Raw genomic sequence first — 13682 nt, forward strand, 5'->3', positions numbered from 1 at the left:
ATATAACAAAATTATAACTTTTTATTTATCTTTAGATTAAAACGCTGCGATGTTGAGATATAGTTGAGGTAAAATAAATGCAAAAATCATTCAACAGATATCTCGATATGATCCCTTTTATCAGTCAATTATCAGCTGCAGAGCAACAGATGTGGCTTGAAGCATTAAGTATTGAACTACCTAATGAAAACATTGTTTTAGCCAGTGATGTTGCACCAGAGCAACGACAATTATGTACGATTGCGATTGTTGCTAATCCTGACATAACTACGTTATCTAGCTTTAACAATTTAAGCTGGCTACATAGTGTTTGGGCAGGCGTAGAAAAATTAATGGCAAATTTGCAATCTTCCGACATTAAAATAACTCGCTTGATTGACCCTATGTTAAGTCAAACGATGGCTGAAGCAGTTCTAGCTTGGAGTTTGTACTTGCATCGTGATATGCCAATCTATGCCAAGCAGCAGCAAGAAGCTACTTGGCTACAGCATCAATATACGCCAGCAAATGAAAGGCGAATTGGTATTCTAGGTTTAGGTGAATTAGGGTGCGAAAGTGCACAGCGGTTACAGCAAAATGGCTTTGACGTGATGGGTTGGAGTCGTTCCACGAAAAATTTGCCGAGTATTAGTACTTTTAGCGGGCAAGAAGGTTTATTAGCAATGGTATCAAGGAGTGATATTTTAGTTTGCTTATTGCCATTGACAGCAGAAACTCAAGGGCTAATTAACACTGAGCTACTTGAGCAGATGCCAAAAGGCAGTTCTGTGATTAATTTCGCACGTGGCGGTATTATTGATACTGATGCTTTATTGCATACACTTGTGAATAATCATATTAAACATGCGGTACTTGATGTGTTTGACCAAGAACCATTGCCGACAGATAGTAAACTGTGGCAACAGCCAAATGTGACTGTATTGCCGCATATCTCAGCACCAACACAATTACAGTCGGCTTGTAAAATTGTTGCTAATAATATTATTGAGTATCGAAAAACTGGGCACCTACCGGCATGTGTTAATAAAGCTAGAGGGTATTAATTTTATCTTTATTTTTTTAGAAAGTTATGGTTTAAGGTACTCATCTAGATAGTCAACTAAGGCACGAATTTTAGGGGATAGTTGTCGGTTGTGAGGGTATACGGCCCAAATACCTTCTTCAGGCTCTTGAAATTGCCTAAGTAAGGGAATGAGGTTGCCTTTAGCTATATCTTCTTTTACATAGTAGTCGGGCAGTTGCACTATACCTAAGCCTTTTAAGGCTGCGTCGGTTAAGCCAGTACCATTGTTGTATCTTAATGCACCACTAACTTTAATTGTTTTTTCTTTTCCTGCTTCATTGAAGCGCCAATAATCTAATGTACCTAATAAACAGCTATGATCACTAAGCTCTGACAATGAGTGCGGCATACCATATTTTTCTATGTACAGTGGCGAGGCGCATAAATAGTTAGTTCTAGTGCCAAGTTTTTTGGCCATCAGTGTTGAATCAGCAAGTTTTCCTAAACGTATTGCTAAATCAAAACCTTGTTCAACTAAATCAATATTTTGGTTACTCAAATAAGCACTAACATTCACTTCACTGTGCTGCTGAATAAAATTATTTATTAGCGGCAATACTTTTTGCTCACCATATGTCACTGGGGCTGTAAGCTTGATATGTCCTTGAGGTTTTTGTTGTAAATTAGTAACCAGACGTTCAGCTTCTTCAACACCATCAACAAGGTTACGGCAATGTTGGAAAAATAATTGCCCTTCTTGGGTTAAGGAAACCTTTCGAGTGGTGCGATAAAGCAGTTTTATATTAAGTCGTTGTTCTAGCGCTGTTACCCGACGGCTAACATGAGCAGTTGAAATATCGAGCCTCTTTGCTGCTTGGGTAAAACTTGAGGTTTCTGCAACATAAACGAATTCACTAATACCATCAAAGTTCATGTTTATCTCTCATTTATCTAATGTTTACCTTTTTATTGTTACATATAGGTAAAGGTGAATTGTTATTTGTTTATATTATCATTTAATCAGAAATAAATATAATAACACCACTAAGACAAATTATTACGCGGTTGAGCACATCAGTAGTTAAGTTATTCAACTATAGTTATTGCGATGTTTTTAATTAAGTTGTTGGCAACCAGTTCATGTTTAGCGGATGTAACAAACAAATATTATGGCTTTACGGTGTGAAAGAATTAATTTTATTGAGGATTAAAAATGACTGACAAATTTATTAAATCAAAAGCGGCGATTGCTTGGGGCCCTAAACAGCCATTATCGGTTGAAGAAGTTGACGTTATGTTACCTCGCAAAGGCGAAGTATTAATTAAAGTTATTGCTTCTGGTGTTTGTCATACCGATGCCTTTACCTTATCTGGCGAAGATCCAGAAGGTGTTTTTCCTGCAATATTAGGCCATGAAGGCGGCGGTATTGTTGAACAAGTCGGTGACGGTGTTACTAGCGTACAAGTAGGTGACCATGTTATTCCTTTATACACCCCTGAGTGTGGTGAGTGTAAATTTTGTTTATCAGGAAAAACTAACCTTTGTCAGCAAATTCGTGAAACGCAAGGTAAAGGTTTAATGCCTGACGGTACCACGCGTTTTTATAAAGACGGCCAACCTATTTACCATTATATGGGCTGTTCAACATTCTCTGAATACACGGTATTACCTGAAATTTCTTTGGCAAAAGTTAATAAAGAAGCACCATTGGAAGAAGTTTGTTTGCTAGGTTGTGGTGTTACTACTGGTATGGGCGCAGTAATGAATACTGCTAAAGTTGAAGAGGGCGCAACAGTCGCTATTTTCGGCTTAGGTGGGATTGGTTTATCGGCAGTTATTGGTGCAACAATGGCAAAAGCGAGTCGTATTATTGCTATTGATATCAATGAAAGTAAGTTTGATTTAGCTAAAAAGCTAGGTGCTACTGACTTTATCAACCCGAAAGATTTTGATAAGCCAATTCAAGAAGTGATCGTCGAAATGACCGACGGCGGCGTTGATTACTCTTTCGAGTGTATTGGTAATGTTAACTTAATGCGCTCAGCTCTTGAGTGTTGTCATAAGGGGTGGGGAGAATCAGTAATTATTGGTGTTGCTGGCGCTGGTCAAGAAATCTCAACTCGTCCATTTCAGCTCGTTACTGGTCGTGTTTGGCGCGGCAGTGCATTTGGTGGTGTAAAAGGCCGCAGTGAATTACCTGATTATGTTGAACGTTACTTACAAGGTGAATTTAAATTAAGTGATTTCATCACGCATACTATGGGCCTGGAAGATATTAACGAGTCATTTGAGTTAATGCACAAAGGTGAAAGTATTCGTACTGTTATTCATTTCGATAAATAGTAGACAGCATACAAAACCCTAGTGTTATAGCTAGGGCGTAATGATTTTTGGAAGGCTTAAAATGACATTAGAAAATATTAGTTCGAATAAAAGCTTTGGTGGTTGGCACAAGCAATACTGCCATTATTCGAGCAGCGTTAATGGAAATATGCAATTTGCTATTTATCTACCGCCACAGGTGTCACAGGGCGTAAAAGTGCCAGTACTTTATTGGTTGTCAGGGTTAACATGCAGCGATGAAAATTTTATGCAAAAAGCCGGTGCACAGCATATTGCTGCAGAGCTTGGTATTGCCATCGTTGCTGCTGATACTAGCCCTAGAGGACAAGATGTTGCTAACGATGATGGCTATGATTTAGGCCAAGGTGCAGGGTTTTATGTTAATGCCACACAAGCACCGTGGAATAAGCATTTTCACATGTATGACTATATTGTGAATGAGTTACCTGGGTTAATTGAGTCTAACTTTCCTGTCACTAAGCAACGTGCTATTTCTGGACACTCGATGGGCGGCCATGGTGCATTAATGATCGCCCTGAAAAATGCAGATCGATATAGCTCTGTCTCAGCCTTTAGTCCTATCTCTAACCCCGTAAATTGCCCTTGGGGTAAAAAAGCGTTTGCAGCATATCTAGGCAACGATAAATCAACGTGGCAGGAATTTGACAGCAGTAAGTTAATGCAAAAGGCAAGTGCTCATGTACCTGCTAAAGTTGATCAAGGTTTAGGTGACGATTTCTTAGTGGAACAACTGAAACCCGAAACATTAATTGCTGCAGCAACTGAAAATAATTACCCATTAGAGTTAACTCAACATGAAGGCTATGATCATAGTTACTACTTTATAGCGAGTTTTATTGAGCAACATTTGCAGTTTCATCACAAGCATTTTACTCAATAAGCTTACGATTAAAGAATAGCCCAATATCGTGTAAACCTTGCATGAGAGTGCATTTTGAAGCTAGCTAGAAGCTATTTTTTAGCTAGCTTTTCTTAGCTAATTTGGGGGCTAATTTTTTTGTTATTAGCTGAAGTTATTATTACTTATCAAAGCACAGTCTTATTTATGATTCATAATCGTTTTGCTGTTATCACATAGCGTTCATTGGTATCACTTCCAATGCTGTTAAATGGGTAGCAGGTAATTAGTATTAAGTTACTATTGTCAGCTAAAACAGGCAGTGGCCCTTTAGAAGCATCCACTATTTCTATCGCTTCTACTTGATAAAGTTGATTGATACCTGATGGGTCAGTCATTGAGATGACATCTTTCATAATTATGTTCTCCAAAAATGCAAAGTGGCTGTCGCGATGGCCAGCTATAACAAAAGGTTTGATTGCGTGAATTTTGTTAAATGGTGCTACCGCACCAGCGGAAAATGCTAACGTTGTTGGGTCGCCACCATTTAAGATCACTACTTTCTTATGTAAGCGCTTGATTGATAATTCACCAATAGGAAACGTATCTGCCCATGGCCAAGGTTTAACAGCAAATGTTCTAGGCTGATGCGCACTCTGCTGGTTTGTCTGCTGAGTTGTTTGCTGCTGGTAGTTAGCCATTGATTGTTTCCAACTATATTGAATTAGCTGTTGTGATAACCAGCCTTTAGCTGGCAACCAGCTAGCATGGATGCTGAGCAAGCTGCCGACTAATAGCAGTATTTTAGCCACTATATTGATCATGTTATTTTGACCAAATACGTAAAACTAAAGGTGCAAATAACATTAATAGCAGGCCAATAATTAACTGCTGATGCCAGCCAAGTGCAGTTTTAGGCATAGCTACCATCAAACTTTCGTGGGCTTTAGCGAGCATGTTCTTCTGACTACTAAACATTTTTGTTTGTTGTTCTGCTGTTAACGGTGAAAGTTCCTTCGGCTTTTCTATCGCAATAAAACTGGTATAAGGAGAAATGATTTGATGAGCAATAGAGGTAGTAATTACTTCTTGCCTTACTTGCTCTTTATCATTTCCAACCACTAAACCGTCAAGTAAATCTTCAATTTTGTTCCTTGCCCAAAGGCTTGAAATCCCTTGGGCGGCTTGGCTATCGTCAATAATGATTTGTTGATACCAAGGTAGGTCGGCTGTGTCACCAGAAAGTTGCACGCTGGTAATGGGAAACTTAGATTTAATGGCAACTTGCATTGGCTCGCCCATGTATAAATCGGTTATTTTTTTCGGGTAAATATCGACTTTCTGATGAATTTGATTATCAAACATCAAATTAATGTTACTGACTGCTGGTTTGCTAATTTTATCCATTAGTGCTGACATATTGGTCTGGACATCATGGTTGTTCTGAATGAAGACATAACTACCTCGGCCAAACTGCGCTGCCTTTTTCATAAAATATCCGTTCGGTGCTGCGCCAATACCGACAGTGAATAATCGGAAATTGTTTTGTGCACCTTCCAGTAATTGCATTAATTCAAATTCATTAGCGACTGCGCCGTCGGTAATAAATACCACTTGTCGAATAGCTTGTGAGCTTTGCTGATCACTTTTTGCCATAACTAACGCTTGGCTTAGCGGCCGATACATTTCTGTGCCGCCATTAGCCTGTAAACTATTAATAAAGCGCTTTGCTTTATTAATGTTGTACTCAGTTAACATTTTAGTATTAGCAAATAACAACTCGACTGAACCATTAAAGGCAATAATATTAAAACTGTCTTTGCTATTTAGTAGTGACAATGCATGTTGCAAGCTAGACTTAGCTTGTTCCATTGAGCTACCTTGCATAGAGCCAGAGGTATCAATGATGAAAATTACATCTCTAGTTAATATTGTCGCGTTATATGTTGTAGGCGGGAAAAATGTTAGTAAGGTAAAGTACTCATCAGCCACTTGTTCGGTAAAGCTACTAACTTGTGGTTGCTGACTAGGCTCTAATTGCCAAGTTAAATTGAAATTTCGATTAGCAATGCTTTTCGCTTTGGCTAGCGAGATTAAATAAGATGATTGCTGACTACCTAATGCCTGAACATTAATATTATGGCTACTACTACGGATAGTTTTAACTGCAACGCCTGTATTTAGTTCGATGTTAATTGAGGCTTGGCTTTTCGCTAGCACCTTTCTAACGGTTGGATTAAATACCGTATGGTTATCTTCATCAATATCATTGAAGTTAATGTTATTACTATTTTTGTCGCTTTCCGCTGGTGAATGTTGGTAATACTGTGGCTGATATCGGCTTGTAGTTGCTAGCGGTAAATTAAGGCTTAGTTCGTCATTAAAAAAATTTACTGGCGTGATAAAGGTTAACGTTACGACAACGCGAGACTGAGCAGGAATGTTGGCAATATTATTGGTAAATAAATTGGCTCTTTGTTGTTGCACTAAGCTGGCTTTTTTACCTTGACGCTTCGCACGTTGGTATACTGCTTTTGCAGCTTTTTTTTCCATAATCTTACCGACAATTTCTTTGTCGGCAACTTTAACGAGCAAATGCTTTACGGCTGCGTCTTCAGGCAATGGGAATTGGTATTTTGCTTCTAATTCAAGATTATATGGGTTAATGAAAACTTGTTTTATTTGCGTATGAGCCACCAAACCGTTAATTTCAATATTAGCGGTTATATCTATTGGTAATGCTACTCGCTGGCTTTTATCAGGATGATTAAATTGTAATTGTGGGCCGTTAATAAGGCCATTTCCTTGGCTTGATGTCGGTTGTTCTTTATGTGCTGAAGCCAATGTTTGACTTTGTGCCAATGGTACAATAATCACTACTAGTATGATAATTAGTGTGAGTAGGGCTGTTACTTTTAACCACTTTTGACGTCGTTTTTTGCGCTTTTGTTGATAAAAGTATGAATCTTGATAGTCAATTAATCGTAAATTTTTGTTTGAACTAAACATCTGTCTTCTCCAATATCCTTGTGATATTGGTTATTACAGCAATATAAAGCGTCTTGCGAACGGCGACATTAAGGCAAGCTAGTGAGCAATTGTGGCAAAATTATGGCGAAAGGGCACAGCAAAAATTATCGAAGAAAAACCAATCTATAGCATTTAAATATGCTCCTTAGAAGTATAACTGCGCCTTTTTAGTTCGTACTTATAATTCATCACTATCAAAACAAGCGAAATTTTAAATGCTAATTCAACTGCCTTATACCTATACAGCGCTATTTTGCGGTTGTGTCGTGCGCTATTAAAAACAACGGAAAAATATTCTTAATAGCTTACACTTACACCTTTATATATTTTGATATTAACTTTTTGCTAGTAGTGTTTGTTGTGCACTAGACCAAAACTGGCTAGTAATTTTATTAATAACGTTAGACTCAGCATTGATAAGCACCGCAAAGCCAATGCCTAATTCAGGGGAGTATCCAATGTCGGCGCGATAACCTGCCACCCAGCCAGAATGATAGATGATTGGCACCTCTCCAAACTGATAAATGCGCCAACCATAGCCGTAATGGGCGTCTGTTAAGTACTGGCGCCAATGTCGTCGGCGTAAATCTTTTTTGGTTTTTATGCGTGGTGTGGTTAATTCATCTAACAATGCAGGAGAAAGAATTTCAGGTTGGTGGCCTAAATTTGCAATTAGCCATTTTGCCATATCTGTAATGCTGGCATTAACACCGGCTGCGGGAGCTACTTTGTAGTAGTCAGGCTCTACAGTTACGGTTCGCCAAACATATTTTCTAATGTCTTTGCCGTTTTTATCTTTTTTGCCTGTTTTGACGCTTTTTCTCAAAATATGCGGTTTAGCGGTATTGTCACTTTGACGAAAAACATCGATGCCCACTGAGGCATTACTCATTTTTAGTGGTGAAAATATACGTTCATTTAGTAATTCTGAGTAACTTTTAGTTTGGCTTGCTTCAATTGCTGGCTGCAAAAAGCCATAAGCAATATTTTGATAGCCATAGCATTTCGCCGGCTGACAAATAGGGGTTACACGGTCAAAGCGATTGATTATTTTTTCCATACTCCAGTTTTCATGCAGTAAATTATCGTAGGCGTTCGGCATTAGTCCACTAGAGTGACTAAGTAAATGCTTTAGCTGAATTTTCTCTGCAGCACCTTTTGTTGCTAGGGTAAAGTTTGGCACATATTTAGTGATAGGATCTGAAAGGTTAAGGCGTTGTTCTTGCGCAAGCATAGTGGTAATGGTGGCAGCAAAAGGTTTTGATACCGAAGCTAAGCGAAAAACAGTATCGTTATTTACTTTATGTGATTTTTTAGTATCAGTATAACCAAAGTTCTCTAAGGCAATAATTTCATCACCTTTAACAATAGCGTAAGCCGCACCGGGAATATTGTGTTTTTTTAGCTCGGTAGCAAAATTAGCGGCTAATTCTTTATTAAACTTTTTAAGGTCAGTTGCATGTGAACTCAATGTTAAAAAGTTTAACTGAAATACTATTAAGGCGAGAAAGATGGTAAAAGAATGCGTGCGCATAAACTGAACTCTAAATGAAAAACAGTTAATTCTAGCGATTTCAAAAGTAAATACCAAGTAGAAATGCGATAGCTATGAAATCCTTTATAAATTATTTCCACTTGAAAAAGTAAGGTGAGATCTGTGACAAGCAGTATCTTTAATTTTTTTGGTAAAACCAACGAACTTTGATTTATGTCAAAGCTACAGTTACTAAGGTGATTAAAATGACATAATGCGCAAATTATCGTTTCGATAATTTGGACAAGATATAACTGACAATTTGCTTTTTTGACTGGCAAATTCATATTGTGGAGTTTTTAAATGATAAACACTAAACCTTTAGTTTTTGCATGCTCAGGCTGCTCGCATTTAGCGACAATGGCAAATGATATTGCTTTAACCCTAGATAGTGATGGCATTGCTGAAATGTCTTGTATTTCTTGGTTAATGGCTGCACCTGAAGCAAAAGTTAAAGAGAAGTGTGCAATGAGAAAAGTTATTCTTATTGAAGGTTGTGGTGATTCATGCAGTCAAGAATGTTTGGATAAAGCTGGTGTTGAAATTGACATACATTTTAACCTTTCCGATTTGGGCTTTATTGCCCGTTCTGCGAGCGATTGTTCATTGCAAGAGAACAGCATAGCGATGAACCACATTTATGAAAAGCTTACCGCGCAGGGAATAGCTGTTAATTAGTTTTATCTACCGTTTATCTCTATGAAATAGCAAGCTGTTAGCTTGCTATTTTTTTGTCAAAAAGGCCGTTACACTGAGATATCTTGTTATTGTTATGCCTCTACTTTCTATGAGGTGAGAAAAAGTAGCGCTGAGAATATATGAACAAACGTGTATTAACAGTTTTGCCTAACCATGCGAGCTGGCCTGAAAAATTTAAAAGTGAGCAAGAACTAATAGCTAAAACCTTGCCGCTAAAAAACGTTACCATTGAGCATATTGGCAGCACTGCTGTTATAGGGTTAATGGCAAAACCTATTATAGATATTTTAGTTGAAGTTGATTGTTTATCTGTGTTTGAAAAATATGCCGCGGCAATGTCCGCAATTGGTTATGTGGCAAAAGGCGAAAATGGTATTGTTGGTCGTCAATATTTTCAAAAGGGGGGCGAAAATCGTAGTTTTCATCTGCACGGTTTTCTGCGCGGAGATATCCATGCTAGGCGACATGTAGCATATCGAAATTACTTACGTTGTCATCCAGATGTAGCCCGACAATATGGCGAGCTTAAGCAGCAATTAGTGAAAAAAAGTGCTAATGATATGAATTGCTATATGAAGGGGAAAGATAGCTTTATCCAGCATCATCTTTTAAAAGCGATGTCGCAATAGCGCTATCAGTAAAAACTATGATCCTTGTTCAGCTGGGATTAATGTTGGTGCGAATAAACTACGAAAAGTAGGCGGTGAGTAAGAAACTTTATCATCGTGCTATGGTCAATATGGTACTTGCCAATAATCGTGCTATTAATAATTTTTACTTTTGAGGACTGCTGATGAAATACTTTTTCTCTTTTACCCTGATTACTTTGACTGCGTTAACCTTTTCAACTTTATCCCTTGCTAATAGCAGTTTACCCAATAACCGCCATATCACAGTCACAGGTAATGCAAAAATGATGGCATTACCTGATATTGCTATTGTACATTTGAATGTTGAAAGCAGTAAAAAAAGTAGTTTAGACGCAAAAAAAGATGTAGATGAACGAGTTAACAATTTACTTGATGGCTTAGCCCGTTTTGAAATTGATGAAGCTAATGTTTCAGCGTCAAATATCACTACCGAAGTACGTTATGCTTATGATAGAGGTGAGCGGGATAAAGTGACTGGTTATTTTGCACGCCGCTCGCTAAAAATAACATTAAACGATCTTGATAAATTAAATGCATTTATGGATTTCGCCTTAAGTGTGAAAATTAATGCCATTCAAAATATCCAATTAAAATCATCCGAAGAGCAAAAGTTAAAGGCAGAAGTTAACGCCTTGGCTGTCGCGAATGCAAAAGAGCAGGGAAAAACGTTAGCGAATGCCTTTGGTGCTAAATTAGGGAAAATCTATAGTATTAATTCTAGTGCGAATCAAAACCACCACAGGTACGGTGCTAACAGTAAAGTTGAGCACTATGATGTTAGCATGCGAATGGGCAGCAGTAGCGCGAAACCAGGCCGGTATTTGCAAGAGAATATCGTATTTACCTCAACCATAAATGTTGTTTTTGACCTAGAGTTATAGTTATAAGTTAGCCCTAATGTTGACGCAATAATGTCGTAAATAACTGGCAGTATTATACTGTCAGTTTTTTTAGGAAAAAGCTTTAACTTACATTTTTCCCCTATATGAAATAACAGCTATTTACTTGATAAGAAAAGCTTTTGTGAAAAAATATAGAGCTGCTATTATTAAATTAACTCGCTAGTACTTTAGCAAAGTGAGTTAATGTGTATGTTGATATTTAAAAAGGAAACTGGCTCGTTTGTACAACCCGTTAAATTATAGGGTATGGAGGCAATATGGATATCGTTTATTGGGGCAAGTATGTAGTAATGATACTCTTTAGTATCTTATTGATATTATTGTCATCACGTGAATGTCTGGCAGCATTGAATTTAACCGTCAAACCTCAGCAATGGCTATTGTTGATGTTACGCTACTTGGGATGCTTCATCTTGGTTTACAGCAGTTATTGCATAATTATTGATATTATCGTTTACTAATGACCTTGGTCATATTCAATGAGCTATAGGGATTAAATGGAATATCATTATGCTGGTCATTGCCAATGTAAGCAGGTTTACTGCGAGATTAAATTACCTCTAAATCTTCAAAATTTTAGCGCCAGAGCATGCGATTGTGATTTTTGTACTGAACGAAAAATCAACTATCTATCCGCCAGTGATGCAGAGATATTTATTAAAAGCAAAGCGCCTCTTCTTACTTTACAACAAGGTTCAAAACAAGCAAAGTTTCTGACATGTTCACAGTGCAAAACCGTTATTGCTGCCGCGATTGAACTCAATAACGCTCTTATCGGTGCAATAAATAGGACACTTCTTTCTAATGCACAACTGCTTTTACCAAGTACAGTTGCCTCTCCTAAATTATTAAGTAGCAAAGAAAAGTTCGAACGCTGGCAAAATGTTTGGGTGCCTATTTCTTTGACGATAACATAATACTATGTATTATAACGTGCTGGTAAAAAGTAAGTCTGTAAAGCCACTTTTCTTAAAGCACTATTCGTTGTGTGATAATTCATTGGTATTCTTAAAAGACATTTATGAGCTATAAAGCAGTAGCGGTAAAAATATATTTTCTCAAGCCAATGCTTAATGTGATTAGTATTGGTTGTTTAGGATTCATTGCTTACCTATTCTTGTTTTCGACTATTGCACGGCAAAATCAATACGGTTTGCCATGTTTAGTGATAGCCGCGTGGTGTTTGCTGTTAAGTGCGTTACTGGGGTTGCTTGTAAACGCACCCGCATTAGCTGGTGACAAGTTAAGCTGGTTTGCTCGAATGCGTTTCAAATTAATGAAAAAGTTGTTTGCGCTTGCTGTGATCGTATTTTTTGTTTTGACCTTAGCTTTACTGTATTTGTCATTCAGGTTATTAAACTTATGATCGTATTAATCATTATTTAACAGAAAATGTTTAAAAAGGAGAAAACATGGCCACTAACTTTTCGCAATCTAACATAAGCTTAACTGGTGAAAAGGTAATGTTAAAGCCTTTTCACGCAAGTTACAGTGACGAATTGGTAGCGCTTTCTGAATTAACGAATATGTCTTCGCTTTGGTTTACGCAAGTGCCAAATAAAGCAACTATAGCGGATTATATCGAAACTGCTTTATTACAAAAAAGTGCCAATAGCGCTTTGCCTTTTGTTGTGATTAGTAAAGAAAGCGGAAAAGTTATTGGTACAACTCGTATCTGTAATGCCGACTTTGTTCATCGGCGATTTGAAATTGGCTATACTTGGTATGGCGAAGCTTTTCAAAAAACGGCTGTAAATACTGAGTGTAAATTATTGCTATTAACTTATATATTTGAAGAGCTTGATGCGATTGCTGTTGAGTTTCGTACCCATTGGCATAATCATAAGTCTCGAGCTGCCATAGCAAGGCTAGGTGCCAAGCAAGACGGAGTTTTGCGAAACCACCGTATTCATCCAGACGGTGAACTGCGTGATACAGTCGTATTTTCTATTATCGCTAATGAATGGCCGACTGTGAAAAAATCGCTAAGCTATAAGTTACTGACAAAATAATAAAGCCCTCGCTAATTGCTTAGCTAGGGCTTAATAATATCTAGGTTATTCTTTACGATTAGAGTTGTGATTTTCGGTATGCTTCACATGCCTCTTCGTCTTCACATTCTCCATATAAATATAAGCTGTGGTTCGTTAGCTTAATTTTATGTGACTTTGCAATGTCTTCTTGGCGCTGTTCAATAACATCGTCTTCAAACTCAACAACCTTGCCACAATTTAGGCAAACTAAATGGTCGTGATGTTTTTTATGGCTTAATTCAAAAACTGACTTACCACCTTCAAAATGGTGACGAGTCACAATACCAGCATCATCAAATTGGTTTAAAACGCGGTAAACGGTTGCTAAGCCGATTTCTTCTTGCTGTTCAAGTAATATTTTATATACATCTTCCGCGCTGATGTGTTGATTGTTTGGATCTTGTAAAATCGCCAATATCTTAATGCGGGGCAGAGTAATTTTTAATCCGGCTCTTTTTAGTTCTTCATTTTGTTCAGGCATTAATTTAAATCTCTGTATTGGGCTTTCAAATTATAGAAAATTATAGGTTGTTATGACCTTGGTGGAAAGCGATAGTTGCAACTGATTATTAATTTCATTGGTTTTATTGCTTTAAATGGTCATAATATCACGACTGATCCGATGAGT

Annotated in this window: 15 protein-coding genes; 10 read left to right on the top strand and 5 right to left on the bottom strand. The window is 37.6% G+C overall.

From position 1 onward, the window contains the following. Nucleotides 1–77: 77 nt before the first annotated feature. Nucleotides 78–1043, top strand: coding sequence for a 2-hydroxyacid dehydrogenase (locus tag AC27E9_RS05865; protein ID WP_487128145.1), 966 nt, complete (start codon nt 78–80; stop codon nt 1041–1043). A gap of 24 nt (nt 1044–1067) precedes the next feature. Here the strand turns inward: AC27E9_RS05865 and AC27E9_RS05870 are convergent, their stop codons facing one another. Continuing rightward, nucleotides 1068–1937 carry a LysR family transcriptional regulator gene (locus AC27E9_RS05870; protein ID WP_487128147.1) on the bottom strand — a complete coding sequence of 290 codons (870 nt, stop codon included), beginning with the start codon at nt 1935–1937 and terminating at the stop codon, nt 1068–1070. A 279-nt stretch (nt 1938–2216) separates the two neighbouring features. Between AC27E9_RS05870 and AC27E9_RS05875 the strand changes: the two genes are divergently transcribed. Together AC27E9_RS05875 and fghA are read left to right on the top strand one after the other, a co-directional pair. Further along, complete coding sequence (locus AC27E9_RS05875; protein WP_487128149.1) at nt 2217–3347, top strand: S-(hydroxymethyl)glutathione dehydrogenase/class III alcohol dehydrogenase; 1131 nt, start codon at nt 2217–2219, stop codon at nt 3345–3347. 61 nt (nt 3348–3408) lie between these two features. After that, complete coding sequence (gene fghA, locus AC27E9_RS05880) at nt 3409–4248, top strand: S-formylglutathione hydrolase (RefSeq protein ID WP_487128150.1); 840 nt, start codon at nt 3409–3411, stop codon at nt 4246–4248. A gap of 170 nt (nt 4249–4418) precedes the next feature. On the opposite strand, the gene AC27E9_RS05885 is transcribed toward fghA, so the two are convergent. The 3 genes from AC27E9_RS05885 to AC27E9_RS05895 all read right to left on the bottom strand — a co-directional run bounded on the left by AC27E9_RS05885 (nt 4419) and on the right by AC27E9_RS05895 (nt 8770). Further along, nucleotides 4419–5030 (bottom strand): class GN sortase, encoded by a 612-nt coding sequence (locus AC27E9_RS05885; RefSeq protein ID WP_487128152.1) that lies wholly within the window; start codon nt 5028–5030, stop codon nt 4419–4421. A gap of 1 nt (nt 5031) precedes the next feature. Then, on the bottom strand, nt 5032–7215 hold the full coding sequence (locus AC27E9_RS05890; RefSeq protein ID WP_487128154.1) for a marine proteobacterial sortase target protein: 2184 nt from the start codon (nt 7213–7215) through the stop codon (nt 5032–5034). Nucleotides 7216–7570: 355 nt separating this feature from the next. Then, on the bottom strand, nt 7571–8770 hold the full coding sequence (locus AC27E9_RS05895; RefSeq protein ID WP_487128156.1) for a serine hydrolase domain-containing protein: 1200 nt from the start codon (nt 8768–8770) through the stop codon (nt 7571–7573). A gap of 303 nt (nt 8771–9073) precedes the next feature. On the opposite strand from AC27E9_RS05895, the gene AC27E9_RS05900 reads away from it, so the two are divergent. The 7 genes from AC27E9_RS05900 (at nt 9074) to AC27E9_RS05930 (ending at nt 13033) form a co-directional block, all read left to right on the top strand. Further along, nucleotides 9074–9448 (top strand): putative zinc-binding protein, encoded by a 375-nt coding sequence (locus tag AC27E9_RS05900; protein ID WP_487128158.1) that lies wholly within the window; start codon nt 9074–9076, stop codon nt 9446–9448. Nucleotides 9449–9588: 140 nt separating this feature from the next. Further along, entirely contained in the window at nt 9589–10098 is a 510-nt protein-coding gene (locus AC27E9_RS05905) for a GrpB family protein (RefSeq protein WP_487128160.1), read from the top strand. A gap of 164 nt (nt 10099–10262) precedes the next feature. Continuing rightward, a complete protein-coding gene (locus AC27E9_RS05910) occupies nt 10263–11000 on the top strand; it encodes an SIMPL domain-containing protein (protein WP_487128162.1) in 738 nt (245 codons plus the stop codon). A gap of 278 nt (nt 11001–11278) precedes the next feature. Next, nucleotides 11279–11482, top strand: a complete 204-nt coding sequence (locus tag AC27E9_RS05915; RefSeq protein WP_487128164.1) for a hypothetical protein — start codon at nt 11279–11281, stop codon at nt 11480–11482. A gap of 36 nt (nt 11483–11518) precedes the next feature. Beyond that, on the top strand, nt 11519–11938 hold the full coding sequence (locus tag AC27E9_RS05920; RefSeq protein WP_487128165.1) for a hypothetical protein: 420 nt from the start codon (nt 11519–11521) through the stop codon (nt 11936–11938). A gap of 104 nt (nt 11939–12042) precedes the next feature. Next, nucleotides 12043–12387, top strand: a complete 345-nt coding sequence (locus AC27E9_RS05925) for a hypothetical protein (RefSeq protein ID WP_487128166.1) — start codon at nt 12043–12045, stop codon at nt 12385–12387. Between the two features lie 46 nt (nt 12388–12433). After that, the gene (locus AC27E9_RS05930; protein ID WP_487128167.1) at nt 12434–13033 is read left to right on the top strand and encodes a GNAT family N-acetyltransferase; all 600 of its coding nucleotides are present in this window, start codon (nt 12434–12436) and stop codon (nt 13031–13033) included. A 58-nt stretch (nt 13034–13091) separates the two neighbouring features. On the opposite strand, the gene fur is transcribed toward AC27E9_RS05930, so the two are convergent. Beyond that, nucleotides 13092–13535: a ferric iron uptake transcriptional regulator gene (gene fur / locus AC27E9_RS05935; protein WP_487128169.1), complete on the bottom strand. Its 444-nt coding sequence runs from the start codon at nt 13533–13535 to the stop codon at nt 13092–13094. Nucleotides 13536–13682: the final 147 nt, after the last annotated feature.

The organism is Colwellia meonggei, assembly GCF_057537295.1.

Coding starts and splice junctions, on each gene's coding strand:
- AC27E9_RS05865 (WP_487128145.1), top strand. CDS start 78: ATGCAAAAATCATTCAACAGATATCTCGATATGATCCCTTTTATCAGT.
- AC27E9_RS05870 (WP_487128147.1), bottom strand. CDS start 1,937: ATGAACTTTGATGGTATTAGTGAATTCGTTTATGTTGCAGAAACCTCA.
- AC27E9_RS05875 (WP_487128149.1), top strand. CDS start 2,217: ATGACTGACAAATTTATTAAATCAAAAGCGGCGATTGCTTGGGGCCCT.
- fghA (WP_487128150.1), top strand. CDS start 3,409: ATGACATTAGAAAATATTAGTTCGAATAAAAGCTTTGGTGGTTGGCAC.
- AC27E9_RS05885 (WP_487128152.1), bottom strand. CDS start 5,030: ATGATCAATATAGTGGCTAAAATACTGCTATTAGTCGGCAGCTTGCTC.
- AC27E9_RS05890 (WP_487128154.1), bottom strand. CDS start 7,215: ATGTTTAGTTCAAACAAAAATTTACGATTAATTGACTATCAAGATTCA.
- AC27E9_RS05895 (WP_487128156.1), bottom strand. CDS start 8,770: ATGCGCACGCATTCTTTTACCATCTTTCTCGCCTTAATAGTATTTCAG.
- AC27E9_RS05900 (WP_487128158.1), top strand. CDS start 9,074: ATGATAAACACTAAACCTTTAGTTTTTGCATGCTCAGGCTGCTCGCAT.
- AC27E9_RS05905 (WP_487128160.1), top strand. CDS start 9,589: ATGAACAAACGTGTATTAACAGTTTTGCCTAACCATGCGAGCTGGCCT.
- AC27E9_RS05910 (WP_487128162.1), top strand. CDS start 10,263: ATGAAATACTTTTTCTCTTTTACCCTGATTACTTTGACTGCGTTAACC.
- AC27E9_RS05915 (WP_487128164.1), top strand. CDS start 11,279: ATGGATATCGTTTATTGGGGCAAGTATGTAGTAATGATACTCTTTAGT.
- AC27E9_RS05920 (WP_487128165.1), top strand. CDS start 11,519: ATGGAATATCATTATGCTGGTCATTGCCAATGTAAGCAGGTTTACTGC.
- AC27E9_RS05925 (WP_487128166.1), top strand. CDS start 12,043: ATGAGCTATAAAGCAGTAGCGGTAAAAATATATTTTCTCAAGCCAATG.
- AC27E9_RS05930 (WP_487128167.1), top strand. CDS start 12,434: ATGGCCACTAACTTTTCGCAATCTAACATAAGCTTAACTGGTGAAAAG.
- fur (WP_487128169.1), bottom strand. CDS start 13,535: ATGCCTGAACAAAATGAAGAACTAAAAAGAGCCGGATTAAAAATTACT.